Origin of the sequence: Amycolatopsis sp. NPDC049868, assembly GCF_044461365.1 — a bacterium.
In the GTDB taxonomy this organism is placed as follows: Bacteria; Actinomycetota; Actinomycetes; order Mycobacteriales; family Pseudonocardiaceae; genus Amycolatopsis.
The window spans coordinates 43,015-69,342 of sequence record NZ_JBITKV010000009.1 but is presented as its reverse complement, the minus strand read 5'-3'; the positions used below and the strand labels follow the sequence as shown (position 1 = coordinate 69,342).

Sequence of the window (26,328 nt, the reverse complement as noted above, 5' to 3'; positions counted from 1 at the left end):
CGTGTTCATACTGAGCGAGACCCGGGTTCGCCGTCAAGCGGTGACGGTGAATTCGGCGGTGCGGACCTTGCCTTCGTGCTGGAAGTCGAGGAACAGCCGATAGGTTCCCGCCGTCGGGAACCCGGCGAAGAACGTCACCTCGGGCCCCGCCGCGGTCCGGCCGTCCCCGGGTTCGCCGTCGGGATGGACGTGCAGATACGCGAGGTCGCCACCGCGCAGCGCGACCAAATGCCCGTAGGCACCCAAGTACGGCTGGAGATCGGTGACCGCACGGCCGTCCTTCGTGACGGTGAGGGTCACCTTCGACGGCATTCCCGGCATGAGTTCGCCGTCGAGGTGGACCTGGTAGCCGTCGACCTCCGCGACACGCGAGGTCCGGTATTCGACGGGGCGGAAATCCCCACCGGCGAAGAGGTCGGCCCCCAAGGTGACCGCCTCGCCGCCACTGGGCCTGAAGTCGGCGAACACGCGGTAGACCCCGGCGTCGCCGACGATCAGCGGAACCGACCAGGTGCCGTCGTCACCGAGTTCGGGGTGGATGTGCTGGAAGCCCGCGGTGTCGCGGCGGACGACGATGAGGTGCATCCGCTTTTCGTGTTCGGCGTCGTAGGCGGTCACCGGCAAGCCGTCGGCGTCGAGGATCCGGAAGGTGAAGGGAGCCGCCTTTCCGGGGATGAGCGTCGTGGTGGTGGGCGCGAGGGTGTAGCCACCCTTGGTCGACGCGAGCCCGGCGGGTTCGTGGCCATGCATGCCATGCACTGCTGTGTTCATGACCCCAACATACATACCCCCAGGGGGTACCGGAAGGCGACGCTCGTCACTTGGTGCCCCGAGCCAGAAGTTCGCGTCGTAAGTCTCGGCATCCGGCCGTTGTGCGCCTGGGTCGTGAGTGCCAAAGAGCGTTCTAGTGAGGGGTGAGGCGAACGTGGCGTACGGAGTCACCCCGACGGCGAGGTGGTCGCCGCGGGTCAGCGGCCCGCCCGCGACCACGACACCTTTGACTTACCCCTCAATAACCCGCATTACCACTCAAGACGCGAACTAACGACGCTCGTCACTACGCCAGCCGCAGTTCCCGTCCCGGCAAGGACCGTCGCCGGTCCGTCACCACGATCATCGCCAGGGTCCCGATTCCCAGCCACACCACCAGCTGCACGATCCCCGGCGTCAGCCCGTCGGTCCCGGTCAGCAGCGACCGCAACGCCACCAAGGCGCCGTTGGTCGGCAGGATCCCCAGCACGGTCCCGAAAAAGCCAGGCACGGTCGAAACCAGCGAAGCACCGACAGTGAGCACGAGGATCGCCAGGGCGGCGAAGCGGCCAGGACGTTTGAAGATCGCCACCAGCGCTTGGTTGACGACGGTGAACGTCCCCGCCGCGAGCACGAGCACCACCAGCAGGGTCACCGCCTTGCCGAAGCTCAGGCCGAGGAACGCCCAGAACACCCCGGTCAGGATCAGGGCGGTGAGCACCGCCAGCGTCGCGCCGGGGACGGCCGCGGCGAGGATGATCCGCCAGCTCGGTTCGCGGGTGGTGAGCACGCTCGGTGGCACCGCCTGGATCACCTGATACGTCGCCAGCGCGCATACCCACAACGCCAGGACGAGGATCAGCGCCACCGCGCCTTCGCCGAACGATCCCGAGCCCGCCGTGTCGGCGATCGCGGGGGTGGCGGCGACCTGTTTGAGGTGGTCGCGTTCGGCCTGGGTGTAGTCGGGCACCTTCCCCCGGCCTTCGTTGAGCCCCTTGGCCAGCTCCGAGGCACCGGATTCGGCGCGCTCGGCGCCATCGGCGGCGGAGCGGGCGCCGGTGGCGAGTTCGCCGGCACCGGTGGACAGGGTCGTCGCGCCGCCGGCGAGCTGCCCGGAGCCATCGGCGAGCTGCCGTGCCCCGGAGTCGGCGGCCTTGACCCCGGCGTCGAGTTTCCGCGCGCCGTCGGCCGCCGTGCCGATGCCGCCCGCGAGCTCCTTCGACTTGTCCGCGAGCTGCTTGTTCCCGTCGGCGACCTTCTGCGAGCCCGCCGAAAGGTCTTGCACCGCCTTCTTCGTCTGTACGACGGCGTCGCGGATTTCGGCGCGTTTGCCGTCGAGGATCGCGGCGTCGGCCGTCAACTTCTCCGAAGCGGCCTTGAGATCGGCGCAGAACTTCGTGTCCTGATCGCATTTCCCGGCGAGTTCGGCGAACTTCCGCGCCGAGTCGCCCGCCGAGGGCAGCGCGTCGATGATCCGCACGACCTTGTCCGCGAGCGGCGCGATCTGGTCGGCCAGCTGCTTGTTGCCGTTCGCGACCTGCTGTGCCCCGTCGGCCAGTTCCCTGGTCAGCCGGGGCAGCTGCGCGGTGTCCTTCTCCGCCTGCGTCAGCCCGGAGGACAACTGGCCGGAACCGGTGGCGAGCTGTCCGGTACCGTTCGCGAGCTCGCGCGCGCCGTCCGCCAGTTGTCCCGCGGCGCCGCTGAGCTTTCCCGCCCCACCGGCGAGTTCGCCCGCGCCCGCGGCCAGTTTCCCGGTCCCGTCGGACAACTGCCGCAGTCCGACGACGAGTTGGTCGCTGCCGTCGGCCGCCTGCACCAATTGCTGGTGGATCGAGGAGAACCCGACGTACAGATTGTCCACATAGGTCTCGACGATCTGCCGGTTCAGCGCGGTGAGCGTCGCGTTCGCGACCTCCCGGCTCGCCACCGGGTCGACCAGGCCGGTGCGCTGCGACGTCTCGACGCGCATGATCGCCTGCTTCGCGTCGAGCGGCTTCCCCGACGTCGACGTGGCCTGCGCGGAGAAGTCCCGCGGAATCGTCACGACAGCCGAGTACGTGCCGTCGGAGATGCCCTCCTTCGCGTCCTCCGCGTCGGTGAGCACCCACGTGTACGCGGAATCCTCGCCGTGCACGAGGTTTCCGGCCAGTTCCCGCCCGAGCGGGATCAGCTGCCCGTTCACCGTCACCGGCTCGTCGTCGTTGACCACGGCGGCCTTCGCCGCACCGTGGTTGTCATCGGGCGACCAGAACGCCCACGCCAGCCCGAGCGCGACGATCACCGGGACGAGCACGATCCCGAGCCAGGTCTTCCAGGTCAGCGGGCCGAAGGCGGTCGCGCGGGCGGAACCGGTGAAGAAGCGGGACATCAGCGGACCTCGGCGGGAACTGGGGCGGGCGTCATGTCGAGACCCGCGACGGCGGTGGTGGGCAGCAGATCCCGCACGATGGCGAGGCTCTGGCAGGACACGGCGAACGTCGCGGCCCTGCTCGCGAACGCGGCTCGCAACCCCGCGCGCTGCGCGGTGGCGACGACGGTGTCCAGATCGTCGACGAAGACGAGTCCGACGCCGTCGTCGAGCGCGCGGCGGACCTCGCCCGCCGGATCGTCGGTCTCCTTGCAGGCGACGAAGGCGACGTTCCGCCGGACGGCGTGCGCGTGCTGCGGCAGCACCCGGCCGAGGACCTTCAGATCACCGCGGACGTTCGGCACCCGACCGGCGAGCGCGTAGAGCAGGGCGCTCTTGCCCGCCGGGCCGGAACCGTGCACGGCAAGGATCTCCCCTGGGCCGAGATGCAGTTCGACGTCGCGGAAGATCGTGCGGCCCCGGTCGTCGTCGACGCGGAGACCGGCGGCGCTGATCACTTCGGCCGAGCCGGGCGCGGGCCAGTCGGCGAGCCGGAGTTCGTGGACGAGACCGTCGCCCTCGGCGTCGAACACCGGGAGTTTTCGGTCCAGCCACGGCGGCAGCCCCCAGGCGCGCGGGCCCAGCAGCGCGAGGATCGCCGGGACGAGCGTCATCCGCACCAGGAAGGCGTCCACGAACACCCCGACCGCGAGGCTGAAGGCGATCGGTTTGATCGTGGCACTCCCATCGGGCACGAAGGCGGCGAACACGCCCAGCATGATCACCGCGGCCGCGGTCACGACCCTCGACGCGGACACGAAGCCCGTCTCGATCGCCTTGTGCGCGTCGCCGTGATGGACGTAGTCCTCCCGGATCCGGGACACGAGGAACACCTCGTAGTCCATGGCGAGTCCGAAAAGGACACCCATCAGGATGATCGGCAGGAAGCTGATCACGCTGCCGGTGCGGGTGACGCCCAGCGCCTCGGCCAGATGTCCCTGCCCGAACACGAACGACGTCGCGCCGAACGCCGCACCGATCGAAAGCAGGTAGCCGAAGGTGGCTTTGAGCGGGACGAGGATCGAGCGGAACACCATCGCCAGCAGCACGAGAGAGAGCCCGACGACCAGGATGCCGAACGGCAGCAGCGCGTCGCCGAGTTGCGTGGACACGTCGATGCCGACGGCGGTGAACCCGGTGACCGCGGTCTGCACGCCGTACCGGTCCTTGAACTGCCCTTCCATCGACCGCAGCCGTTCGACGAGGTCGTCGGTCGCCTCGTCGAAGGCACCGGTCGTCGGCACGACCTGGATGATCGCGGTGTCGCCCTTGGGGTTCGGCGTGGCGAGCGGGACGACGGCGACGCCGGGCACCTTGCGGATGTCGTCGGCGATACCGTTGGTGATCCCGACCGGGTCGGTGGTCGAAAGGATGTCCGCGGTGACCACGAGCGGACCGTTGAAGCCGGGCCCGAAATGCTCGGCGACGGCGTCGTAGGCGACCCGCGCCGGGGTGCCGTCCTCGTCGGTTCCGTTGTCCGGCAAGGCGAGCCGGAGATCCAGCGCGGGCACCGACGCCACCGCGAGCACCCCGACGATCAGCGCGATCGTGACCCACGGCGATTTCGTGGCGAGCCGGACCCAGCGGAGGCTGAACCGCGTCTTCTTCTTGGTCTTGCGGGTCTTTCGCGGCTTCTTGGGCCGCAGCCGCTCGCCGGCGAAGGCCAGCAGGGCGGGGATGAGGGTGATGGCCACGATCACCGCGACCGCGACGCCGCCCGCCGCCGCGATACCCATCGTCGTCAGGAACGGGATCCCGGCGACGAACAGGCCCAGCAGGGCGATCACCACGGTGAGCCCGGCGAAGATGACCGCGGATCCCGCGGTGGCGGTCGCCCTCGCGATGGACTCCTCGACGTCCAGTCCTTCGGCGAGCTGATCCCTGTGTCGCGAAAGGAGGAAGAGCGCGTAGTCGATGCCGACGGCGAGCCCGAGCATGACGGCGAGCATCGGCGCCGTGGAGGACACCGTCGCCACCGACGTCGCCGCGTAGACCAGCGCCACCGAGACCCCGACGCCGAGGATCGCCGTCAGCAAAGGCATTCCGGCCGCGATGAACGAACCGAACACCATCAGCAGCACCACGAGCGCGATGACGAGGCCGATCCCCTCGGTGGGGCTGAGCTTCGGCACCTTGTCCGAGAACGCGTCGCCGCCGGTGAGCACCTCGGTGCCGTGGCCGATCCGGTGCTCCAGGTCCTGCGCGATCCCGGCGAGCGCGGTCCGGGTCGACGGCTGGATGTCGGCCAGCCCGACGTCGAGCTGCACGGTGACCAACGCGGCGCGGCCGTCCTTCGACACCGCGTCGTGCACGGCCGGATCGAAGGGATTGACCACCGTCGAGACCTGCGGGGCCCCGGTCAGCTCCGGGACCACGGCGGCGACGGAGTCGCGCACTACGGCGGAGTCGGCCCGCTGCCCGTCGGGTACAAGCACCACCAACTGCGCCGAAGTCCCGCTCACCTGCGGGAAGACCCGACCGAGGTGATCGAGCGCCTCCTGTGACTCCGAGCCGGGGATCGCGAACGTGTCGTCGGTGCCCTGGCCGAACAGCAGCGCCGCGCCGCCGGAGACACACAACACGACCAGCCACAACGCGGTGACCAGCACGCGTCCGCGAGCGGCGAGCCTGCCGAGGCGGTAGAGGAATGACGACACGATCGGCTCCCGGCACTCGTTGGATACATGGCGTATCGTAATACACGCTGTATCCGATTCACGATGTATCCTGTCCCACAGCCGGGTGAACCGGGCCGATGCGAAAGAATGGCGAGATGACCGAGGAGCGGGGCGCCACCATGACCAGGCGCCGGGCGGACACCCGCCGACGGCTGATCGACGCGGCGTACGAGGCCTTCTCCGAACGCGGCATCCGGGACACCCCGGTCGAACTGATCTGCGAGCGCGCCGGCTTCACCCGCGGCGCCTTCTACTCGAACTTCAGCTCGAAGGAGGACCTCTTCCTGGCCTTGTTCCAGGAGGAGAACGCGATCCGGCTCGATCGGTTCCGCGAGGCCACCGAGAGCGTGCTCGGCGACACCGTCGTCGGCGCGCACGAAGACCTCTCCCCGACGCTCGGGCGGATCGCCGAACTGTTCATGGTCGCGCTCAACGCGGACAAGGACTGGTACCTGCTGTGCGCGGAATTCCGCACCCAGGGCCTGCGACAGCCGGAGATCCGCGACCGGATCGGCGCCGCGTTCCGGTATTTCCACACCGAACTGGGGACGATCCTGGTCGGCACCCTCGACCGGATCGGCCGGAAGCTGACGATCTCGGCGGACGACGCGGTGCTCGTCCTGGTCGCCTTGTACGAACAGGGACTACAGAACTACCTGCTGGAAGGCGGCGAGCTCCCCGCCGACGGCCGGTTCGTCAGCGAACTGATCCCCAAGGTGATGGCGTCGCTCATCGTCCCGGCGAACTGATCCGTCAGCACCGGGGCGGAAGCCACCCGGGCGTGGTCACGACCCGCTCGGGCGCCACGGGCATCTGCGCGGTCTCCGGCCCGAAGACGAAACCGACGAGCCCGCCAGGGCAGACACGCACGGCGCCCGGCCCGTCCCGGGTCCCGGATTCGCGCCAGGCCACCGGATCCAGCCCGACGCGCCACACCTTCCAGAACGACGCTCCGGCTCGATGACCGGTGCAGGGATCATCATCGGGCAGACCCTCGACGCGGCAGACGTAGCGGGAATCCCCGTACGGCCCCGATCCGCTCCCCAGCCGCACCGCGAGCCCGGAGCGTTCGAGCGCGGTCCGCGCGTCACCCGGTGAGCCGGGCACGCATCGCACGAGCCCTTCGACCGCGACGGTCACCCCTTCCGCTCCCTCGCAGGCACCCGTTCGTGAAACGGGGTCCACGGCGGGAAAGAGGGCCACCAGGCTGAGGAGCACAGTCAAGATCGACACCTTCGAATACTAGGGGTGCCTGCCCGGCTGCGCACAGTGAATCTTTACGAAATATCAACGCGGGCCACGCTCCGTTTCGCACCAAACGGGAGAATATGTCGGAAATTGCCCTGTTCAGGGGACTTGCGCATTCTTCGGCACAGGAAAAAGATGTGTTCTTCTCGCGCGCACCACTCCATCGGGTGCGGCTCTTCGAAAGGTTCAGAGCGTGACGCGCAGGCGCCTTGTCGCATTCGTCGTTCCCCTCGCCCTCGCCGGATTCCTGCTCACCGCGGGCGGTACCGCCCACTCGCGGCAGCCGGCACAGAGCCCGGTCGACATCTCCCCCGGCGCGATCAGGTTCGATCCGACCCTGCCGAGGCTCGACATCTCCTACGGTCACTCGGATCTGGACCTCGAATACATCCGAAAGGACGCTTCGGACGCCGACGGCTGCGGTACGAGGAATCACGAAGAAACCGAAGAGGCCGTGGTCAGGCCGGGCACCGGGCACGTCACACTCACCGGGGTCCGCTACGAACTCGAACAGTTCCATTTCCACACCCCGTCCGAACACCGTTTCCGGGGCCGCTCCGATCCGCTGGAAATGCATTTCGTGCACCGCAGCGCGGCCGGGAAACTCCTGGTGATCGGTGTGCCCCTGCGCTCGGGCGCCGAGTCGGCGGTGGATCGGGTCCTGGCGAAGCTCGCCCCGGAATGCGGCGAAACGGTGGCGTTGGAGGACTTCGACCTCGCCACGCTCCTGCCCCGCGACCGGAGCACGCTGCGGTACGACGGCTCGCTCACGACGGCCCCGTTCACCGAAGGCGTGCAGTGGTTCCTGATGTCCGAGCAGACCGTCTCACCGTCGACGATCGCGCGATTCCAGGGCCTGTTCGGTACGGGCAACGCCCGCGCTCCCCAGCCGCTCAACGGTCGGCGGCTGACCGTGGTACCGCAGATCTCGTGAGCTGACGCGGGGCATTCCTCGTTTCATCGGGATTTCATGGCTCCGCCCTACGGTTCCGGGCACGGATCCGCGGCCGCGGACCGGTGGTCCACGAGGAGACGTGCATGAGCCCGGCGAGCCGGACCCCGTACAACATGGTGTCGCCCCGGGACGACGCGCCGAGTCCTGGGCAACGGGACGGGATCGTCGGACCAGGCTGGAGCTGGGCGGCGTTCTTCACGCCGTGGGCCGACGGCCGCCCGTCGCCGAGGTACCGGTGGACGCTGTTCGACACCGCCGCCGACGCCGTCGAAGACCTCCGTCGCTGCCTCGAGGACAGCACCGTCGGCAGGCGCGGCGCCCTCTGCGCTTCCGTGCTCGGCAAGCGCGGGGCACCAAGGGAATTGGTGCTGTGCGACGCCGCGGAGTGGGCTTACGCCGTGCACGAGGTCCGTGCCGGGGTGCACTTGGCCGACGCCGCCGACACCTACTTCGCGCGCTGGCGGACGAGCATGGCGGGACACCGTTTCACGATCGTCAACGCCGGAGTACCGACTGTCTGGTGAGCTCCAGGCCTTCCAGCGCGAGGGTGCGCTGCTGGGGATCGCCGTCGGGTCCGATGGTGGTGAGCACCCACTCGAAGTGCTCCCTGGCGGCCACCGGATCGCCCGCCGCGAGATGGGTACGGCCGAGCCGGTTGCGGATCTCGGACTCCATCCCGACGATGGTCTCCTCGGTGACCGCCGTCAGCGCCCGCCGCTGGAGTTCGAAGGCCGCGTCGAGATTCCCCAGTTCCAGTTCCGCGGCGCCCAGCCGGGCCAGGCTGGACGCGATCAGCAGGCCGTCCGTGGTCTCCTCGGCGAGTTCGACGGAACGCCGGAGATCCAGCACCGCTTCGGCGAACCTGCCGGTTTCGAGGCGGACGGTGCCGCTGTGGCAGAGCACCCTGGCCAGCATCCCGGGGCTGCCGATCTCCTCGCTCAGCTCACGTGCGCGGCCGAGGTGGCCTAGCGCTTCTTCGTGCTCGCCCTTCAGATAGGCGAGATAGCCGAGCGCGGACAACGCTCTCTCGGCGAGCCAGCGGTCCCCCACCTCCTCGGCAAGGACCATCACCCGCCGCATGCCGGGGATGGCGAGATCGTGCCGTCCGGCGATCAGGTCCACCATGGTGAGCCCGCCCAGCGCCCGCGCCTCCAAGCCGCGGTCTCCGGAGGCTTGGCCCGCCTGCAGCGCGTCGTCGAACCAGCCACGCGCCCGGTCCAACTGCCCTTGCATGCCGTAGGCGTAGCCGAGGCAGAACCGCAGCGACGAGACGAGACGTTCGTCCCCGGCCCGTTCGGCCAGCGGCAGCGCGATCTGCAACGCCGTCCGGCATTCGTGGTACCGCTGCTGGCGCGCGAGGTAGTCGACCAGGCCCTCGGCGACAGAGCACGCGAGGTCGTCCAACCCGGCTTCGGCCGCCTGGCTCACCACCTCCGGCAGATCGCCGACCGCGTCGAGCCACGCGGAAGCGTCGCGCTGGCCGGTGAAAGGACCGCCCTTCTCCAGCGGGAACCGCGCGACACCCCATTCGCTCGCCCGCCGAGCGGCGCCGAGGTACAACCCGTACACCCGTTTCCGTGCCGTTTCGGCGGCCTTTTCGGGCATCTCCCCGGCGAGCCGCCGGGCGTAGACCGCCACCAGGTCGTGCAGCCGGTAGCGGCCGCTCGCCGGCTCCTGCACGAGGCTGGCGTCGACCAGGCTCTCCAGCCGCCGCTCGGCTTCGGCGGGCGAGCAGTCCAGCAGGGCGGAGACCGAGAGCCGGTCGAACTCGGCCGTCGGTGACAGGCCGAGCACGCTGAACGCGTCCTGCTCGGCGGGGCGCAGCTGTTCGTACGACAGGCGCAGCGCCACCTCGACGCTGCGGTCCTCGGCGGTCAGTTCGCCGAGCCTGCGCTCGTCGTCCGACATCCGGTCCACCAGGTCCTTGAACGTCCACATCGGACGGTTCTGCAACCGGGCGCCCGCGATCCGCAGCGCGAGCGGCAGCCGTCCGCACAGCCCGGCGAGCGCGCGCACGGCGAACCGTTCCCCCTCCGCCCTCGGCGCGCCGACGATACGGCCGAGCAGCCGTTCCGCCGCTTCGAGGCCGAGCGCACCGAGGGAAACGCGGCGGTCGGCGTCCAAACCGGACAGACGACGGCGGCTGGTCACCAGCACCCGGCTGCCCGGCCCGGACGGCAGCAACGGCCGCACCTGCCCGGCGGACTCGGCGTTGTCGAGCACCAGCAGCAACCGCAGTTGCGCGGTCGCCGCCCGCCACGACGCGGACAGCTCGTCGAGATCGTCCGGCATGAGCCCGTCTTCGACCCCGACCGCGCGCAGCAGCCGCCGCAGCGCGCGCTCCGGCGTCACCGGCTCACGGCCTTCGGTGTAGCCGTGGAGATCCACGAACAACGCACCGTCCGGATAGGACTCGCGGAGCCGGTGGGCCGCGCGTACCGCGAGCGTGGTCTTCCCCGCGCCCGGGACACCGTCGACGGCGTCGACCGAGACCGACTCCGGATCGCCGTCCTCCACGAGCAGCGCGAGTTCCCGGTCCCTGCCGACGAGTTCGCCGTTGGTGGCGGGCAGTTCGTTGCGGATCCGGCGGGCGGGCTCCCGGCGCGGAGAGACACCGAGCAGCGCTTCGTCCCCGCGCAGCACCGCCTCCTGCACCTGCCGCAGCTCCTCACCCGGCTCGACGCCGAGCTGCTCCACCAGCCGCTCGCGGACGTCGCTGAACACCTCCAGCGCCTCCGCCTGCCGCCCGCCGCCGTAGAGCGCCCGCATCAGCAACGCGGCCAGCGGCTCGCTCGGCGGATCGGCGGACACCAGCGCCGAGAGCTCGCCGATCACCTCGTCGAACCGTCCGAGTTTCAGCTGGGCCCGCAGTTTCCGGCTCAGCAACAGCAGTTTGCGTTCCTCCAGCCGTCGCCGCTCGCCCTGGACGAACGCGCCGGGCAGTCCCGTCAGCGGCTCGCCGTGGAACAGCCGGAGCGCGTCGGCGAAGGTGTCCACCGCGGCGACGAGGTCGCCCGATTCCTCGGCGGAAGCCGCGACGGCGGCGACCTCTTCCAGCCGGGCCACGTCGAGACGCACCCCACCGCTGGCGAACCGGTAACCGCCGCGGTCGGACACGATCACCGAGTCCCGCGGCTTCTCCCCCGAGGTGTCCAGGCATTGCCGCAGCCGCCGGACGTACACCGGCAGCACGTTCGACTCCGGCGGCTTCTCCCAGAGCCCGTCGGTGAGTTCGTAGTGGCTGACGGTCACGTCCGGGCGCAGCAGCAGCGCGGCGAGAACGGCCTGCTGGCGAACCGGACCGAGGTCCAGCCGGGTCTCGCCGTGCCAGGCCCGCAACGGGCCGAGCACCTCGAACCGCAGCTTCGAATCCGACATGATCCCCCCTTCGTTCCGCACTAGCCCGGCACCACGATCCCGTGATCGAACGCGTACACGATCGCCGCCGCCCGGTCCCGCAACTGGAGTTTGGTGAAGATCCGGCCGATATGGCTTTTCACGGTCACCTCCGAAATCACGAGGGTCGCGGCGATCTCCGCGTTGGTCAGCCCTCGGCCGATCGCCCTGAGCACGTCCTGTTCCCTCGGTGTCAGCAGTTCCGGTGAGCGCCCGCCGCTGCCGTTCCCGGCGGCCTGCCGATAGGCGGCGAGCACCCGCCCGGTGACCCCAGGGTCCAGCCAGGCGTCGCCCGCGGCGACCGCCCGCACGGCCCGGATCAGGTCTTCGGCGGGAGAATCCTTGAGCACGTAACCTGCCGCGCCCGCCCGCAGCGCGTCGGCCAAGAGGTTGTCGTCGTCGAAGGTGGTCAGCGCGAGCACGGGCGGATGCCCGCCGGTCCGCCGCAGCCGCCTGGTGGCCTCCACCCCGCCGACGTTCTTCATCCGCAGGTCCATCACGATGACGTCGACCTCGTGCGCGGCCACCGCCGCGGGCACCTCCGAGCCGTCGCCGCATTCACCCGCGATGACGAACCCGTCGCGCCGCCGCAGGATGCGCCGCAGCCCGGACCGGACCAGCTCCTGGTCGTCGACCAGCAGCACCTGGATCTCGGCGGCGGTCACGGTTTGACTCCCGGCACGGTGACCCGCACGATCCACTGCCTGCCGCTGGGCCCGGCACTGAGGTCGGCGCCGAGCTGGGCCGCCCGGACGGCCATCCCGGCCAGGCCCGAGCCGTCCTCGGCCGCGCGCCGGACGGTCGCGGGGAGGGTGTTGCTGACGACGAGGTGCAAACCCGAACGGCCGGCGTTCAGCCGGACCTCCGCTGTCGCGCCCGGGGCATGCTTGACGACGTTGACAAGTGATTCCTGCACGATCCGGTAGAGGCCCAATCCTTCCGAGGCGCCTACCCGGCCGAGGTCGCCTTCCTGTGTATAGCGCACCGCCAGACCGGCGCTGCGGGTGCGTTCCACCAGCGTCGCGATGTCCTCCACGCCCGGCAGCGGGGCGCTGCCCGACGGGGAGTCGGCGAGCAGGCCGACCGTGCGGCGGATGTCGGCCATCGCGGCCCGTCCCACCTGCTCGGCTTCGGTCAGCGCTTCGATCGCCTCGTCGACGTCGCGGTCCTGCTGCAGCGCGTGCCGGGCACCGGTCAGGTGCAGCAGGGTGATGCTGAGCGAATGGCCGACGACGTCGTGCACCTCACGCGCGATGCGCTGGCGTTCGGCGAGCAGGGCCTTGTCACGGGAGGCGTCGCGGTTGTCGCGTTCGGCCTCCAGCGCCCGGGTGTACCAGCGGCTCACGAGCCCGGCGCTGAGGCCGAGCAGGACCGCGACCATGTACACCGGCCCGCCGATCAGCCCGCCCCAGATTCCCGCCACGAGCAAGACCGCCTCGCCCACGACCGTGACGACGGCGATTCCCCACGTCGTGCGCAGGACGCTGCCCGCTTCGGTGGCCGCGACCAGCAACAGCAGCGGCGCGAAATCCGGGAGCGCGGGCTCGGTGAGCAGGACCGCGGCGGCGGCGATCAACGCCGCCACCCGCGCCCACGGCACGACCCAGCCGGTGACCGCCCAGGCCAGCGGTGTGGCGATCACGAGCAGCCCGCCCAGCGCGACCGGCTGCGGCGGCGCCACGGCATCCCGCTGTGCCACCGCGATCACGGCGAACACCACGCTCACGAAGGTGGAGGTCACCGGAGCCCACCAGGGCAGGCCGAGCCCGGCACGGGTCAGGCTCGCCTGCGCCCGTGCCCGGAACCGGTCCCGCAAGATCTCCAGCACGGACATCAGCCTAGGAAGTCACGGTGAGCGAGTCATCGTGCGGCGGGCGGCACTCGTCTCCGCCCACGGTAGGAGGCAGGGACCGATGAAATCCGGATGAAACCCGCGCGCTCATTCCTGGCTGAGCGCGACCCAGTTCAGCTTCTCCTGTTCTCGTTTCGGCAGGCCGGCGACGACGAGGTCGTAGGAGTCCTCGATCATCTCCCGGACGAAGTCGTCGGTCAGCGAACCGTCCAGCTCGACGGTGTTCCAGTGTCGTTTGTTCAGGTGGTAGCCGGGGATGATCGCCGGATGCTCGGCGCGCAACCGGACGGCCAGGTCGGGCTCGCATTTGAGGCTGATCCGCAGCGGTTTCGCCTTCAACGGACCGAGCGCGAACACCTTGCCCGCGACCTTGAACACGTTGATGTCCTCGCCGAACGGGAACTCCTCCCGGGCACCGGGAAGGCCGAGGCAGAGCTTCGCGAGCGCGGCTGGCTTCATGGCGTTCAGGCTAACGGCGCCCACCGACAAAAACGTGTCCCGTCCGGGACGTTGACCGGCTGTCGGTGATTCACTGACGATGGGTGGAGCCGACTGGGTGGAGGCGAAACCGACATGCGCGTGAAGCATCTCGCCGTAGCGGGAATCCTGTTCCTGGGAGTTGTTCCGGGGGTCGCCGCGGCGGCCCCGCCGTCTCAAGTGGAAAGCGCCGCCCCGAGCGGCTGGGTGGGCACCTGGGCGGCGGCTCCCGCGGCCGGGGTGGCCGGTACCGACAACGGCTACCCGAACTTCTCGATCCGCAACATCGTGCACACCAGCGTCGGCGGGCACGAGGTGCGTGTGCGGCTGTCCAACGCCTTCGGCCGGACTCCGGTGCTGTTCGGCCGGGTGACCGTCGCGGTCGCCGCCGGCCCGGACACCCCGCAGGCCGTGCCCGGCTCGATGCGCACGCTGACCTTCGGCGGAGATCGCGAGGTCACCGTGCCGCCGGGCGCCGATGTCGTCAGCGACGGCGCGGCGCTGACGGTACCGAGGGACGGCGATCTCCTGATCACCACGTACACGCCGACGCCGTCGGGTCCGGTCACCTACCACCCGCTGGCGATGCAGAACTCCTACTTCACCCGGAACGGCGACAAAGCGGCCGATGAGTCGGCGGCGGCGTTCCCGGAGAAGACCGCGGTCTGGCACTACGTGTCCGGAGTGGATGTGCGGGGCCGTGGGCTGCGGGGCAGCGTCGTGGCGATCGGCGACTCGATCACCGACGGGGCGAATTCGACCTGGGGCGCGAACCTGCGCTGGCCCGATCAGCTCGCCGACAAGATCAGCGCGCGGACGGGCGTCCTCAACGCCGGGATCAGCGGAAACCGGCTGCTGCTAGACGGCGGAAACTACGGCGTCAACGCGCTGGCCCGGCTGGACCGGGACGTGCTCGGCCAGTCCGGCGTGCGGACGGCGATCGTGTTCGAGGGCATCAACGACATCCAGCAGACGCCGCACCAGGCCGATCCGGACAAGATCATCTCGGCGCTGAAACAGATCGCGGGCCGGGCGCACGACCGCGGTCTGCGGGTGCTGGGCGCGACGATCACGCCGTGGAAGGGCTGGGGTTCGTACACGCCGCAGCTCGAGGAGACCCGGCAGGCGGTGAACCGGTTCATCCGGACGAGCCGGCTCTTCGACGGCTACATCGACTTCGACGCGGTGATCCGCGACCCCGCCGACCCACAGCGGATGAAACCCGAGTCCGACTCCGGCGATCACCTCCACCCCGGTGACAAGGGCTTCACCGCCATGGCGGACGCCGTCCCGCTGGCCGGGCTCGGGTAGGAAGCAAGGGCTGCGCCAGGCGGTTTCGTGGGGCACGATGAACTGATGGCGAGCAGCGACAGCGGTATCCGGGAGACGGCGCGGCTGGTCCGGTTCGCCGAACACGAGGCGCGTGCCGAAACCCTCCGGGCGCAGCTCGCCGGTCTCCACGGCACCATCAGGCTGGCGAAGCGGACATCGAACCTGTTCCGGGCACGGAAGGCGACCAGCACTCCGGGGCTGGACGTCTCGGGATTCACGCACGTGCTCGACGTCGATCCCTTGGCGCGCACGGCCGACGTCGAAGGCATGGTCACCTACGAGCAACTGGTGGACGCGACCCTGCCCCACGGGCTGATGCCGCTGGTCGTGCCGCAGCTCAAGACGATCACGCTCGGCGGCGCGGTCACCGGCCTCGGCATCGAGTCGTCCTCGTTCCGCAACGGGCTCGTGCACGAGTCGGTGCTGGAGATGGAGCTGCTCACCGGCGACGGCAGGATCGTCGTCGCCCGGCCGGACAACGAGCACAGCGATCTCTTCCACGGCTTCCCGAACTCGTACGGGACGCTCGGTTACGCGCTGCGGTTGAAGATCGAGCTGGAGCCGGTCAAACCGTACGTTCGGCTCGACCACGTCCGGTACGAAGACACCGGGGAGTACTTCGCGGCGCTCGGCGAGGCCTGCCGGAGCGGATCGGCGGACTTCGTGGACGGAACGATCTTCGGACCTGGCGAGCAGTACTTGACGCTGGGCACGTTCACCTCGTCGGTGCCGGTGACCAGCGACTACACCTGGCTCGACATCTACTACAAGTCGATCCGCTCCCGCCAGACCGATCACCTCAGCGTCCGCGACTACCTGTGGCGCTGGGACACGGACTGGTTCTGGTGCTCGCGGGCGTTCGGCGTGCAGCACCGGCTCCCCCGGCTGCTGCTGGGCAGGCGGCTGCTGCGGTCGTCGGTCTACTGGAAGGCGGTGGCGCTCGACCGCCGGTTCGGGATCGCCGCGAAACTGCTCAAGCTGCGCCGTCTTCCGCCGGAGGAGACCGTGGTCCAGGACATCGAAGTGCCGCTGTCGCGGGCCGCGGAATTCCTGGACTTCTTCCGCCGCGAGATCCCGATCAGCCCGGTGTGGGTCTGCCCGCTGAAGCAGCGGCCGGGCGGCGTGAACTCGCCGCTGTACGAAATGGCCCCCGAAACGCTCTACGTCAACTTCGGGTTCTGGTCCGCCGTACCACTGGCCCCCGGCGAGGCGCCGGATACGCACAATCGGCTGATCGAGGCCGAAGTGACCCGGCTCGGCGGGCGGAAATCGCTGTACTCCGACAGTTTCTATGCCGAAGAGGAGTTCTGGCGGCTGTACAACGGCGACGCCTACCGGAAACTGAAGACGGCCTACGACCCCGATGGCCGCCTGCTCGACCTGTACGCGAAATGCGTGCGGCGGCGGTGATCGGGCCAGGGAAGAAGAGAGACGACCATGGCTGAGACGACCACCGTCGGGAAGATCTTCGAGCGGTTGCTCGGCCCGAGCGCCGAAGTGTCCATCACCGCCTACGACGGCAGCACGAGCGGCCCGGCGGACGCGCCGGTGTCGATCCAGGTGCGGTCGCCGCTGGCGCTGACGTACCTGATGTCGTCGCCTGGCGACCTCGGGCTCGCCCGTGCCTACGTCGCCGGCGCGCTCGACGTGGACGGCGATCTCTACTCGGCGTTGCGCGCGCTCGTGGCCCAGGTCGACCAGCTCAGCGCCGCGGACCGGTTGTGGCTGCTGCGCGAACTCGGGCCGAAGCATCTGCGCCGCGTCGCCCCGCCCGCCGAAGAACTGCCGAGCCGCGCCAAGCGCGTCTTCGACGGGCTACGGCACTCGAAAACGCGTGACAGCAACGCGATCTCGAACCACTACGACGTCTCGAACCGCTTCTACGAACTGGTGCTCGGCCCGTCGATGGCCTACACCTGTGCGGCGTATCCGTCCGAAGGCGCGTCACTGGAAGAGGCGCAGGCGCACAAATTCGACCTGGTGTGCCGGAAACTCGGGCTCCGGCCCGGGATGCGGCTGCTGGACGTCGGCTGTGGCTGGGGCGGAATGGTCGAGCACGCCGTCGCGAACTACGGCGTCGAGGCACTGGGCGTCACCCTTTCGCGCGAGCAGGCGCAATGGGCGCAGAAGGACATCGTGACCAAGGGGCTCGCGGACCGCGCCGAGGTGCGGCACCTCGACTATCGCGACGTCACCGAAACGGGCTTCGACGCGGTGTCGTCGATCGGGCTCACCGAGCATATCGGCGCGCGCAACCTGCCGTCGTACTTCCGTTTCCTCGCCGGGAAACTGAAGCCGCACGGGCGCCTGCTGAACCACTGCATCACCAACCCGGACACCTCTGTCCCGCACCGGTCACGCGGGTTCATCGACCGGTACGTCTTCCCCGACGGCGAACTGGAATCCGTCGGCGAGATCGCCACCGCGATGCACGACAGCGGGCTGGAGGTGCGGCATTCGGAGAACCTCCGTGAGCATTACGCCACCACCCTCGGCGCCTGGTGCGCCAACCTCGACGCGAACTGGGACGAGGCCGTCGTCGAAGCGGGCGCCGGCCGCAGCCGCGTCTGGGCGCTGTACATGGCCGCGTGCCGCCTCGCCTTCGAACGACGGGAAATCGAACTGCACCAGGTGCTCGGGGTGAAGGTCGGCCCGGACGGCGACGCGGGCATGCCGCTGCGGCCGGATTGGGGTGTTTAGAGGACTCAATGCCGGAAGGCTTCGGCGAGCCACCATGAGCCGCCGTCGTCGGCGATCTTGGCGTCGACGACGAGCGGCGCGTCCCGTGGCCCGTCGAGCCATTCCTCGACGGCGGCGAGATCCTCGACCGACCGCACGGTGACCCCGGCGCAGCCGAAACCGCGGCCGATCGCCGCGATGTCGGTGTCGGGGAACCGGACCGTCGCCATGTCCGCGGCGCCGAAATGGTGGATCTCGGCGCCGTACGCCGCGTCGTTGTAGACGATGACGACGAGCGGGATCCCCAGTCGTACGGCGGTTTCCAGCTCGGAGAGGGCCATGTGGAACCCGCCGTCGCCGACGCCGAGCACCGGCAGTCGCTCCGGCCGGGCCAGCGCCGCGCCGATCGCCGTCCCGAGACCGAGCCCGATACTTTGAAACGCCTGGGTGAAACAGAAACCGTTCTCGTCGGGGACGGACAGGTACGCGCTCGGATAGCCCATGAAGTTGCCGGAGTCGATCGAAACCACCCGTTCGGCGGGCAGGATCTCGTCGAGACGGCGGCTGAGCGTGCGCGGATCGATCCTCCCGCCGCCGGATAGGTCGTTATACGGGACGTCGTTCCATCGTGTGCTTTCGGGGGCTTCGCGGATCCTTTGGTGGCCACGCCTTACGAGTTCGGCGCGCACGTCCACGGCCGTGCTGGTGACGTCGCCGACGACGCCCAGGTCGATCGGCCGGTGCGCACCGAGCGCCGCCTGGTCGACGTCGACCTGGACCAGCCGGGCGGCCGGGCCGAGCAGCGTGCCGTGCCGGGTGGTCCACATGTTCAGCGCGCAGCCCCAGCCGATCACAAGGTCGGCGTCCTTGATGAGGTCCGCCGCCGCCGGCGACGAAAAGCCGCCCGAGATCCCGATCGAGAAGGGATCGTCGTGGAAGAGACCGTGCGCCACCGCCGAGGTCGCCAGCAGCGCCCCGGAGACCTCCGCGAGTTCTTTGAGTGGTGTGGCGCTCGCCCGCGCGCCGCGACCGGCGATGAACACCGGCCGCCGCGCTTCGACGAGGAGGCCGGCCAGTTTCGCGATCGCGTCGGAGCTCGGACGGATCGGCGCCGGGCCGGGGATCTCCGGAACCGGGACCGCTTCGGGCGCTTCCAGGGCTTGGACGTCGAGCGGAAGGTTGAGCAGGACGGTCCGTCGCTGCTGCACCGCCGTCCGATAGGCCCGGACGGTGTCGGCGACCGCGGTACGCGCGCCGTGCACGCGTTCGGGCACCGCGCCGACCGCGGTCGCGAGCGCGTCCTGGTCGACCCGGAAGTTCGACAGCACCGCCGATGCCGCGGTATCCCCCGCCAAGACGATCATCGGAGTCCGGCTCTTGGCCGCCTCGGTGATCCCGGTGAGCGCGTTAGTCAGCCCGCAGCCCTGATGGAGGCTCAGTACCGGCACCCGGCCGCTCATCCGGGCGTACGCGTCGGCCATGCTCGCCGCGCCGCCCTCGTGCCGCGCGGCGACGAACCGCACCCCGCCCGCCCGCAACCCGTTGGTCGCCTCGAAGTTGCCGCTGCCCACCACCCCGAACGCCACGCCGGCACCGAGTTCCGCGAGCGTGCGGCCGACCAGCTCCGCGACGTTCATACCCGCTCGACCAGCGCGTACACCCTGGCGGGACTGCCGGAACCGCCGACGATCGGGAGCGGGCTGACGACCAGCAGCGCTCCGGTGGGCGGCAGGTTCGCCAGGTTCCGCAACTGGGTCAGGCCGTGTTTTCCCGCGCCCAGAAGGAGTTCGTGGCAGGGGAAGGCCGGTTCGATGGCGAGGGCCTGCCCCGCGTCGGTGCCGACGGTCTCCACCCCGAACCCGGTGATCGGCGCCTCCTCCGCGAGCCAGCGAGCGCATTCCCCCGAAACACCGGGGCTGTGCGGACCGTTCTCGTCGTTGTTGAGGAAGGCCTCCTGATCGTGCGAGCGAGCGTCCCAGCCCGTGCGGTAGAGCAGCCAGCCACCATCGGGCAAGGGCCCGTTCACGCGCTCCCACTCACGGATGTCTTCTATGGAAAGCAGGTAGTCCGGGTCTTCGGCCGCGCGGGCCGACGCGTCGAGCACCACGGCCGGGGCGACCAGCGTGCGCAACGGCACCTCGGAGACGTCGTGGCCGTCCTTTCCCGACACCCAGTGCACGGGGACGTCGAGATGGGTCCCGGTGTGCTCGCCGGTGTGGATGTTGTTCCAGTACCAGCGCGGCCCGCGTTCGTCGTACCGGCTGATCTCCTCCAGGCCGAACGGGATCGTGTTCGCGAACGGCTCCGGCAACTGGAGAATCGGGGTGCTCGCGCTCAACGGGGCGGTGAGGTCGACGACCTCGATCGCGCCCGTGGTGATCGCGGAGTTCAGCTGGGCCAACAACGACATGCGTGCCTCCCGGGAGTGACTGCGGCGTCTCGGCCACCTTAGGCGGATTTCGGGTTAGATGGCTGCCGGAGACGTCGCCGATACGCTGAGGAGGAGATCGATGGTCGAGGTGGCACTGCGGTCGGTCGAGGATCCCGACCTCGACGCCTTGTACGAGCTGATGCGTGACCCCGAGTCGGTCCGGATGGCCGCGTTCATCGCCAGGGATCCCAACGATCGCGAAGCGTTCGATCTCCACATGGCGAAGTTGAGGACTTCTCCGGACCTCATCCTGCGTGCGGTGACCGGTGATGGACGCTTCCTCGGCACCATCGGCAGGTTTTTCGTGGAAGGCGACGCGGAAATCACCTACTGGATCGACCGTGCGGTTTGGGGGCGAGGTGTCGCCAGCGGCGCCCTCGCTCTGTTCCTGGAGATGGTCGAGGACCGGCCTTTGTACGCCCGCGCCGCCAGCGACAACCTCGGATCGCTTCGGGTTCTGCAGAAGGAGGGGTTCTGTGCCATTGGGACCGAGGTCGCGTACGCGTCCGCTCGGGATGCCGAAATCGAAGAAACCATTTTGCGCCTTGACTGTTGAGGGGGTGTTGATCCTGCTTTCGCGACGTTGAAGGTTGCGAAAGCGGCCTTCGCAACGTGAACCCGTGAACACTATTCGAATACCTTTCGAGAAATCCTTTCGCATTCGCACACTTGTTCGATTATTGGTATTCTTGCGAGGTGTCCAGCCGACGAATCCTCGAACCGCCGCAGGAGCTGTGGCGTGCCGGTGCGCGGGAGCTCGCGCACGGTGTGGTCGAGCGGTTGTCGGTGGCACGTCAAGCGTTGGCGGAGGTCGGTCAGTTCCTGGTCGAGATCGAATCCCGGGGTCCGATGGAGTTGTTCGGGCACGGGTCGACCGCGGGCTGGTTCGCTGAGACCGCTCGCATCAGCCCGAAAGAAGCCCGCGACACCGTGGCGCGTGCGTTGGCGGTGAACGAGAGCCGGAACCTGGACGGCACCCCCGCCCCGGCGTTCGCCCCGATCGCCGGGGCCGCCGCCGCGGAAGGCGACCTCGGGCACCAGCAACTCGACCCGATCCTCACGGTGCTGAAGAAAATCCCGGACGACGCCTCGGCCGAGGACCGGACCGGCGCGGAGCAGATCCTGGTGACCCTGGCCCGCCACGCCGGACCACAGGAGATCAGCAACGTCGGTGCCGATCTCTTGGCGCATTTGGACCCTGATGGCAGCGAACCCAAAGACGAGGACCTCAAACCCCCGTCACGCGAAGTGCATCTCCACAAGCGTGACGACGGCTGGTGGCGACTCAACGGCGTACTGGACCCCGAATTCGGCGCCCGGGTCAACGCTTTGTTCGAGACCTGGGGACAACGAAGACCTGTCGACGAGGACGGCAACCGCGATCCTCGCACGCCGGGTGAGCGCCACGGTGACGCGTTGTTCGACGCGATCCATTACGCGATGACCAACGACAAAGCCCCCACCCTCTCCGGAGACCGCACCACCGTCGTGGTCACGATTCCCTTGGAGACTCTGACTTCCGGGCTGGGGGCGGCCTGCGTGGACGGGGTCACCCAGATCACCGCCCGGCACGCCCGGATGCTGGCCTGCGACGCGAAACTCATCCCCGCCGTCCTCGGTTCCGAGAGCGAGCCTCTCGACATCGGCCGCGCCGCCCGCACCGTCACCCCAGCCCAACGACGCGCCCTCAACCTGCGTGACCACGGCTGCGCGTTCCCCGGCTGCCGACGAAGACCCAAACACTGCGAAGCCCACCATATTTTGCCGTGGGGCCAGCTCGGCGACACCGACCTCGACAACCTCTGTCTGCTCTGCCGCTACCACCACATGGTCATCCACGGACAATCCGGCTGGAAAGTCCAGATGACCGGCGGCCGACCGGAATTCATTCCACCGCAGTATTTGGATCCGCTACAACAGCCCCGCCACAATCACCGCTGAACCCGAGGGAGCCCGCCGACCACCAGGCGACGGGCCCCTCGGCATGCTCTCAGTTGAACCAAGTTCCGAACATCGAGCTTTGAGACCGGCCCTCCAACCGCTTCCCGAGATCGACGGCCTGCGCCTCGGTGAGCAGACAGATGTAGTCGGTGACAGCCCGAGCGCACCGAGCCTCCTTGTTATCGTCGAAGGTCCCTTTCGCTTCATCGTCACGCTTGATGTCGCGGTAGATCACTCGGAGCTGGATGGGGATCTTCGGACTGTTCGGCGACTTCACCAGGCAGGTGAACAATCGATCGAAGAGAGAGCCGATGATTCTCTTCTGACCTTCCTGCTGGATTGCCAGCGGCGGCCTGTCGATCACGTAGAACCACGTGAGCTCCTTCAGCGCGGCGACCCGGTACTGACTGTCCTGGTCGACCTCCACGTACGGAGGTTCATCGAGGAGGTGGACCGCATCGACGAATCCGGTGAGATGGTCACTGGTGATCTTGTTCATCCGAACACGGTTCTCACGGGTGTCCCAGCACTGCGACTTGAGGCTCTTGCCGAACTCCTTGATGATCGCGTCAATCTGTTCCTGGAAGCGGAACTCGTTGAATCCGTTCACCTTCTTCAGACGGCGACGACCATGCTTGACGATCCGCTCTTTGTCGACCGGCAGGTTGTGCAAGGGGATCAGCCCCGCCCGGAAGTAGTCCTCGAGATCATGCGTCGCGTAGCTGATGTCGTCGGCCCAGTCCATCAGAATCGCGTTCGCGGACCTCAACCCACCGCGACAGGACTCCCTCGCCCACTCGAAGTCCTTCCGTTCGGTCTGATAGGCGCCCCATTTCTCGCCGTAGCCACGGTCGATCCACGAAGTCGCAGGCTTGGCCGAATCGCGTGGTTTGAGGCGCGGGTACTTGAGGACCGCGTCCAGGGTCGCCCGGGTCAGGTTGAGCCCCATGTGCTCCTCCTTCCGCCGCGCGAGTTTCGTCACCACGCGGAAGGACTGTGCGTTCCCCTCGAAACCTTCCAGCCCGGCGACCTGTCTGAGGCGCTGATCGAGCACCTCCTCGGCGATGTGCCCGAACGGCGGATGCCCGATGTCGTGCACGAGTCCCGCCGTCTCGACGACATCCTCATTCAGATTCGCCCCCTTCGGAAAATCCGCGCCCCTCGATCTATAGCGCAGGTGCTGCACAAGTCTTCTGCCCATCTGCGCGACCTTCAAACTGTGCGTGAGCCGGTTGTGCAGCACCAGTTGCTCATTGACCGCGGCGACCTGCGCCACCCCGGCCAGCCGCCGGAACGCGGACGAGTACAGCACCCGGTCCCGATCTCGCTGATATGCGTCGCGATATGCCCGCCGCTTTTCCACTGTGTGGCGTCGAGCAGTTCCGGACTTCCCCTCCGACATGGTCGCCTCCTCGTCCTGGCTCTCAATGAGCTTTGAAAAGAAAGCGGACCACGAAAGAAGACCGTTAACGACTCAAGCGAAAGGGTATTCGTTCGCGACCGAACCGAAACCCCCGGATCAGTCCACCATCACCAAATCCAGCTCCCGCACCCGTTCCCGGTCGGCGATGACGTCGATCTCGCTGATCTTCCCGTCCACGAACGCGAACGCGAGCACCACCGAAGGCCGTCCTTCGTCGGCCATCACGAGGCCGATGCCGCCGTTCACCAGTGCGAGCTGGGTGACCGCCGCCCGCACCGAAGCGGCCGCCGCACCGCGAGCCACCACACTGGCGCCGCGCAGGAAGATCGGCTCGCGCGAGGGGCCGGCCGCCTTGTCCGCGCGGAGGACGACGTCGGGGTGCAGGAGTTCGAGAAGCGCCGCGAAGTCTCCGCCGCGGGCCGCGGCGAGGTAGGCGTCGACGACCTGGCGCCGTCGCGAGAGGTCCGGTTCCGCGGCGGTGGAGCGACCCTGGACGCGGCGCCGGGCGCGGCTCGCGAGTTGCCTCGCGGCGGCCGGGGTGCGGTCGATCAGCGGGGCGATTTCGTCGAACGGGACCGCGAACATGTCGTGCAGGACGAACGCGAGCCGTTCGGCGGGGGCCAGCGTGTCCAGTACCACCAGCATCGCCAGCCCGACCGAGTCGGCGAGCACCGCGTCGGCGGCGGGATCGGCCGAGGTGTCGCTCGGTTCGGCGAGCTGGTCGTCGAGCGGTTCCTCCCGCCGGTGGTCGCGCGAGCGCAGGACGTTCAGGCACACCCGCGCCACCACCGTGGTCAGCCAGCCGCCGAGGTTCTCGATCTCCTCCGCGTCGGTGCGGTTCAGCCGCAGCCACGTGTCCTGGACGGCGTCTTCGGCCTCACTGGCCGAACCCAGCATCCGGTAGGCCACCGCCCGCAGCCTGGTCCGATGTTCCTCGAAACGCTCCGTCAACCGATCCACCGCTCATATCTAACAGCCACCGAGATCGTCGGTGAACCGCACGCCCGAAGACCGGTACGACGCGGCCCGATCGGCGGCGGCCTGCGGCGTCAGCACCTCGTTCTTCGCGTAGTAGACCCAGTCCACCTGTTCGAGATAGGTGCTCGTCCCGCCGCTGTGCTGCGTGAGGTCGATGAACCACTGGTTCACGTTGAGGGACATGTTCTGCCGCGGGTACACGTCGAACGGTCCGCCGCGGTCGTGGTCGGCCACCTGGGCACCGTCGATGTAGTACCGCACATGGCCGTCGGACACCGTCGCGACGACGGAATGCCATCCGTCGATGCTGCGGCGCTGGCTGTCGCTCTTGTTCTCGGCGTACCAGGGGTCCGGCGTGTAGGTGTGCCAGCTGGTCTGGAAGTTCACCGGCCCCGCCTCGCCCCATCCGCCGTTGGGCAGGTACTCCGAGAAATCCAGCTCGCTGTAGATCGGGTCGTTGTCGTAGCGGAGCGGGCTGATCGTGAAGAACGTCTGGTTGATCCGGTCGCCGTCGGGGCCGGACGCCGGCGCGTCGGAGAAGCGGATCCGCGCCGCGTACGTCCCTTCGAAGAACCGCCGATCGGGCTGCATGATCTCGGTCTGCGTCGTCCCCGCGGGCGTGCCGTCGGTGGTGGAGGCGAGTTGCAGCACCTTGTCCCCGTCGGACGCCGGGAACGTGATGCCCTCGGGTGCCCAGCGCGCGCCGCCGACACCGGGACCGCCCGCCCCGGAGCGCACCTGCCAGCCGTGCTGGGCAAGGAGACCATCGGTGTGCGAGCCGTAGTGGAAGTCGTCGAACAACGCTCCGCAACCGGCCGCTCCCGAAGCGGCGCCCGGCGCCAGACCCAGTGCGGCGACCGACAACGCCGCGACGGCGGCGGCGCGGAACTTCCCTGAAGTCGACATCTCGTCTCCTTTACCACTGGTAAGTTTCTTTCCACCGTCGCGTGGTGAAGTGGTAAAGTCAATAGGTCTAGACAACCTGTCCACCAGCCAATTCACGGTGACCACTGGGTAGGCTGTGGTCATGCGGCGAACAGAGGTCAAGGATCGGCTACGCCAGCTCATCGAGCGGCGGCAGCCGGGTGAGGTCCTGCCTTCGGAACGCGCGCTGAGCACCGAAATCGGCGTCTCGCGCCCCACCCTGCGGGCCGCGATCGACGAACTGGAGCGCGACGGTCTCGTGGTCCGCGAGCACGGCCGCGGCACGTTCACCGCGCCGCGCAAGATCTCCCAGGACCTCATGCCCGCCACCGGCGGCGAGCAGTTCGCCCCGCCCGCCGAGGGCCACTGGACGAGCCGGGTGATCGAGTTCGCCATCACACCGGCGGGCGCCCGGCTCGGCAAACGGCTCGAAGTCTCCCCCGGCCACACGCTGGTGGCGGTCACCCGCGTCCGCGTCGTCGAAGAGGCGCCTATGGCGATCGAACGGATCCTGGTCCCGCGCGACCTCGTGCCCGACATCAAGGCCGCGGGTTTCGAGTCCGGCTCGTTCTACGAACTGCTCCGCACGCGGTACGAGGTCGTGCCCGCGACGGCCGTGCAGATCATCGAACCGACCGTCACCGACCCCGACGAATCCGGCCTGCTCGGCGTCCCGCAGCACTCCCCCGCGCTGCTGTTCGAACGCACCACCCGCGACGACGGCGGCCGCGTGATCGAGTACACCCGCTCGATCTACCGGGGCGACCGCTACCGGATCACCTCGCACCTGACGTTCGACCACACCTCGGGCTGACTCCGGCGTGCCGGGGCGGTCGCGGCCGGAGTCCATGTAAGAC

Annotated in this window: 22 protein-coding genes; 9 read left to right on the top strand and 13 right to left on the bottom strand. The window is 68.9% G+C overall.

Annotated elements, in window-relative coordinates; translation table 11 throughout:
- Nucleotides 1–33 precede the first annotated feature (33 nt).
- The 3 genes from ACIBTM_RS31240 to ACIBTM_RS31230 all read right to left on the bottom strand — a co-directional run bounded on the left by ACIBTM_RS31240 (nucleotide 34) and on the right by ACIBTM_RS31230 (nucleotide 5,814).
- Entirely contained in the window at nucleotides 34–771 is a 738-nt protein-coding gene (locus tag ACIBTM_RS31240; protein WP_395880738.1) for a hypothetical protein, read from the bottom strand.
- A 286-nt stretch (nucleotides 772–1,057) separates the two neighbouring features.
- Nucleotides 1,058–3,118: a YhgE/Pip family protein gene (locus ACIBTM_RS31235; RefSeq protein ID WP_395880737.1), complete on the bottom strand. Its 2,061-nt coding sequence runs from the start codon at nucleotides 3,116–3,118 to the stop codon at nucleotides 1,058–1,060.
- Entirely contained in the window at nucleotides 3,118–5,814 is a 2,697-nt protein-coding gene (locus tag ACIBTM_RS31230) for an MMPL family transporter (RefSeq protein WP_395880736.1), read from the bottom strand. The genes ACIBTM_RS31235 and ACIBTM_RS31230 overlap by 1 nt, the downstream gene beginning before the upstream one ends.
- Nucleotides 5,815–5,930: 116 nt before the next feature.
- On the opposite strand from ACIBTM_RS31230, the gene ACIBTM_RS31225 reads away from it, so the two are divergent.
- The gene (locus ACIBTM_RS31225) at nucleotides 5,931–6,584 is read left to right on the top strand and encodes a TetR/AcrR family transcriptional regulator (protein WP_395880735.1); all 654 of its coding nucleotides are present in this window, start codon (nucleotides 5,931–5,933) and stop codon (nucleotides 6,582–6,584) included.
- 4 nt (nucleotides 6,585–6,588) lie between these two features.
- On the opposite strand, the gene ACIBTM_RS31220 is transcribed toward ACIBTM_RS31225, so the two are convergent.
- Complete coding sequence (locus tag ACIBTM_RS31220) at nucleotides 6,589–7,059, bottom strand: hypothetical protein (RefSeq protein WP_395880734.1); 471 nt, start codon at nucleotides 7,057–7,059, stop codon at nucleotides 6,589–6,591.
- Between the two features lie 217 nt (nucleotides 7,060–7,276).
- On the opposite strand from ACIBTM_RS31220, the gene ACIBTM_RS31215 reads away from it, so the two are divergent.
- Both ACIBTM_RS31215 and ACIBTM_RS31210 read left to right on the top strand, forming a co-directional pair.
- Nucleotides 7,277–8,017 carry a carbonic anhydrase family protein gene (locus ACIBTM_RS31215; protein ID WP_395880733.1) on the top strand — a complete coding sequence of 247 codons (741 nt, stop codon included), beginning with the start codon at nucleotides 7,277–7,279 and terminating at the stop codon, nucleotides 8,015–8,017.
- Between the two features lie 104 nt (nucleotides 8,018–8,121).
- Entirely contained in the window at nucleotides 8,122–8,562 is a 441-nt protein-coding gene (locus tag ACIBTM_RS31210; RefSeq protein WP_395880732.1) for a hypothetical protein, read from the top strand.
- On the opposite strand, the gene ACIBTM_RS31205 is transcribed toward ACIBTM_RS31210, so the two are convergent.
- From ACIBTM_RS31205 to ACIBTM_RS31190, 4 genes are all read right to left on the bottom strand, one after another.
- Nucleotides 8,534–11,416: a BTAD domain-containing putative transcriptional regulator gene (locus tag ACIBTM_RS31205; RefSeq protein ID WP_395880731.1), complete on the bottom strand. Its 2,883-nt coding sequence runs from the start codon at nucleotides 11,414–11,416 to the stop codon at nucleotides 8,534–8,536. The genes ACIBTM_RS31210 and ACIBTM_RS31205 overlap by 29 nt on opposite strands.
- Nucleotides 11,417–11,436: 20 nt before the next feature.
- Nucleotides 11,437–12,099 carry a response regulator gene (locus ACIBTM_RS31200; protein ID WP_395880730.1) on the bottom strand — a complete coding sequence of 221 codons (663 nt, stop codon included), beginning with the start codon at nucleotides 12,097–12,099 and terminating at the stop codon, nucleotides 11,437–11,439.
- Complete coding sequence (locus tag ACIBTM_RS31195) at nucleotides 12,096–13,262, bottom strand: sensor histidine kinase (protein WP_395880729.1); 1,167 nt, start codon at nucleotides 13,260–13,262, stop codon at nucleotides 12,096–12,098. The genes ACIBTM_RS31200 and ACIBTM_RS31195 overlap by 4 nt, the downstream gene beginning before the upstream one ends.
- Nucleotides 13,263–13,373: 111 nt before the next feature.
- Nucleotides 13,374–13,745 (bottom strand): MmcQ/YjbR family DNA-binding protein, encoded by a 372-nt coding sequence (locus ACIBTM_RS31190; RefSeq protein ID WP_192741754.1) that lies wholly within the window; start codon nucleotides 13,743–13,745, stop codon nucleotides 13,374–13,376.
- 114 nt (nucleotides 13,746–13,859) lie between these two features.
- Here ACIBTM_RS31190 and ACIBTM_RS31185 point away from each other — a divergent pair, with 114 nt between their 5' ends.
- Genes ACIBTM_RS31185 through ACIBTM_RS31175 form a run of 3 tightly spaced genes read left to right on the top strand, consistent with a single transcriptional unit; the run spans nucleotide 13,860 to nucleotide 17,795 of the window.
- Nucleotides 13,860–15,074 carry an SGNH/GDSL hydrolase family protein gene (locus ACIBTM_RS31185; protein WP_395880728.1) on the top strand — a complete coding sequence of 405 codons (1,215 nt, stop codon included), beginning with the start codon at nucleotides 13,860–13,862 and terminating at the stop codon, nucleotides 15,072–15,074.
- A 45-nt stretch (nucleotides 15,075–15,119) separates the two neighbouring features.
- Nucleotides 15,120–16,505 carry an FAD-binding oxidoreductase gene (locus ACIBTM_RS31180; RefSeq protein WP_395880727.1) on the top strand — a complete coding sequence of 462 codons (1,386 nt, stop codon included), beginning with the start codon at nucleotides 15,120–15,122 and terminating at the stop codon, nucleotides 16,503–16,505.
- A 27-nt stretch (nucleotides 16,506–16,532) separates the two neighbouring features.
- Nucleotides 16,533–17,795 (top strand): class I SAM-dependent methyltransferase, encoded by a 1,263-nt coding sequence (locus ACIBTM_RS31175; protein ID WP_395880726.1) that lies wholly within the window; start codon nucleotides 16,533–16,535, stop codon nucleotides 17,793–17,795.
- Nucleotides 17,796–17,800: 5 nt separating this feature from the next.
- On the opposite strand, the gene ACIBTM_RS31170 is transcribed toward ACIBTM_RS31175, so the two are convergent.
- Nucleotides 17,801–19,411 (bottom strand): thiamine pyrophosphate-binding protein, encoded by a 1,611-nt coding sequence (locus ACIBTM_RS31170; protein WP_395880725.1) that lies wholly within the window; start codon nucleotides 19,409–19,411, stop codon nucleotides 17,801–17,803.
- Nucleotides 19,408–20,184: a cyclase family protein gene (locus ACIBTM_RS31165; RefSeq protein WP_395880724.1), complete on the bottom strand. Its 777-nt coding sequence runs from the start codon at nucleotides 20,182–20,184 to the stop codon at nucleotides 19,408–19,410. Before ACIBTM_RS31165 ends, ACIBTM_RS31170 begins: the two co-directional genes overlap by 4 nt.
- Nucleotides 20,185–20,284: 100 nt before the next feature.
- Here ACIBTM_RS31165 and ACIBTM_RS31160 point away from each other — a divergent pair, with 100 nt between their 5' ends.
- Complete coding sequence (locus tag ACIBTM_RS31160) at nucleotides 20,285–20,761, top strand: GNAT family N-acetyltransferase (protein WP_395880723.1); 477 nt, start codon at nucleotides 20,285–20,287, stop codon at nucleotides 20,759–20,761.
- A gap of 140 nt (nucleotides 20,762–20,901) precedes the next feature.
- On the top strand, nucleotides 20,902–22,146 hold the full coding sequence (locus ACIBTM_RS31155) for a DUF222 domain-containing protein (protein ID WP_395880722.1): 1,245 nt from the start codon (nucleotides 20,902–20,904) through the stop codon (nucleotides 22,144–22,146).
- Between the two features lie 49 nt (nucleotides 22,147–22,195).
- Here ACIBTM_RS31155 and ACIBTM_RS31150 read toward each other — a convergent pair whose 3' ends face one another.
- From ACIBTM_RS31150 to ACIBTM_RS31140, 3 genes are all read right to left on the bottom strand, one after another.
- Complete coding sequence (locus tag ACIBTM_RS31150) at nucleotides 22,196–23,548, bottom strand: deoxyguanosinetriphosphate triphosphohydrolase family protein (protein WP_395880721.1); 1,353 nt, start codon at nucleotides 23,546–23,548, stop codon at nucleotides 22,196–22,198.
- Nucleotides 23,549–23,665: 117 nt separating this feature from the next.
- On the bottom strand, nucleotides 23,666–24,529 hold the full coding sequence (locus ACIBTM_RS31145; protein WP_395880720.1) for a sigma-70 family RNA polymerase sigma factor: 864 nt from the start codon (nucleotides 24,527–24,529) through the stop codon (nucleotides 23,666–23,668).
- 9 nt (nucleotides 24,530–24,538) lie between these two features.
- Complete coding sequence (locus ACIBTM_RS31140; RefSeq protein WP_395880719.1) at nucleotides 24,539–25,453, bottom strand: glycoside hydrolase family 16 protein; 915 nt, start codon at nucleotides 25,451–25,453, stop codon at nucleotides 24,539–24,541.
- A gap of 121 nt (nucleotides 25,454–25,574) precedes the next feature.
- On the opposite strand from ACIBTM_RS31140, the gene ACIBTM_RS31135 reads away from it, so the two are divergent.
- On the top strand, nucleotides 25,575–26,285 hold the full coding sequence (locus ACIBTM_RS31135) for a GntR family transcriptional regulator (RefSeq protein WP_395880718.1): 711 nt from the start codon (nucleotides 25,575–25,577) through the stop codon (nucleotides 26,283–26,285).
- Nucleotides 26,286–26,328: the final 43 nt, after the last annotated feature.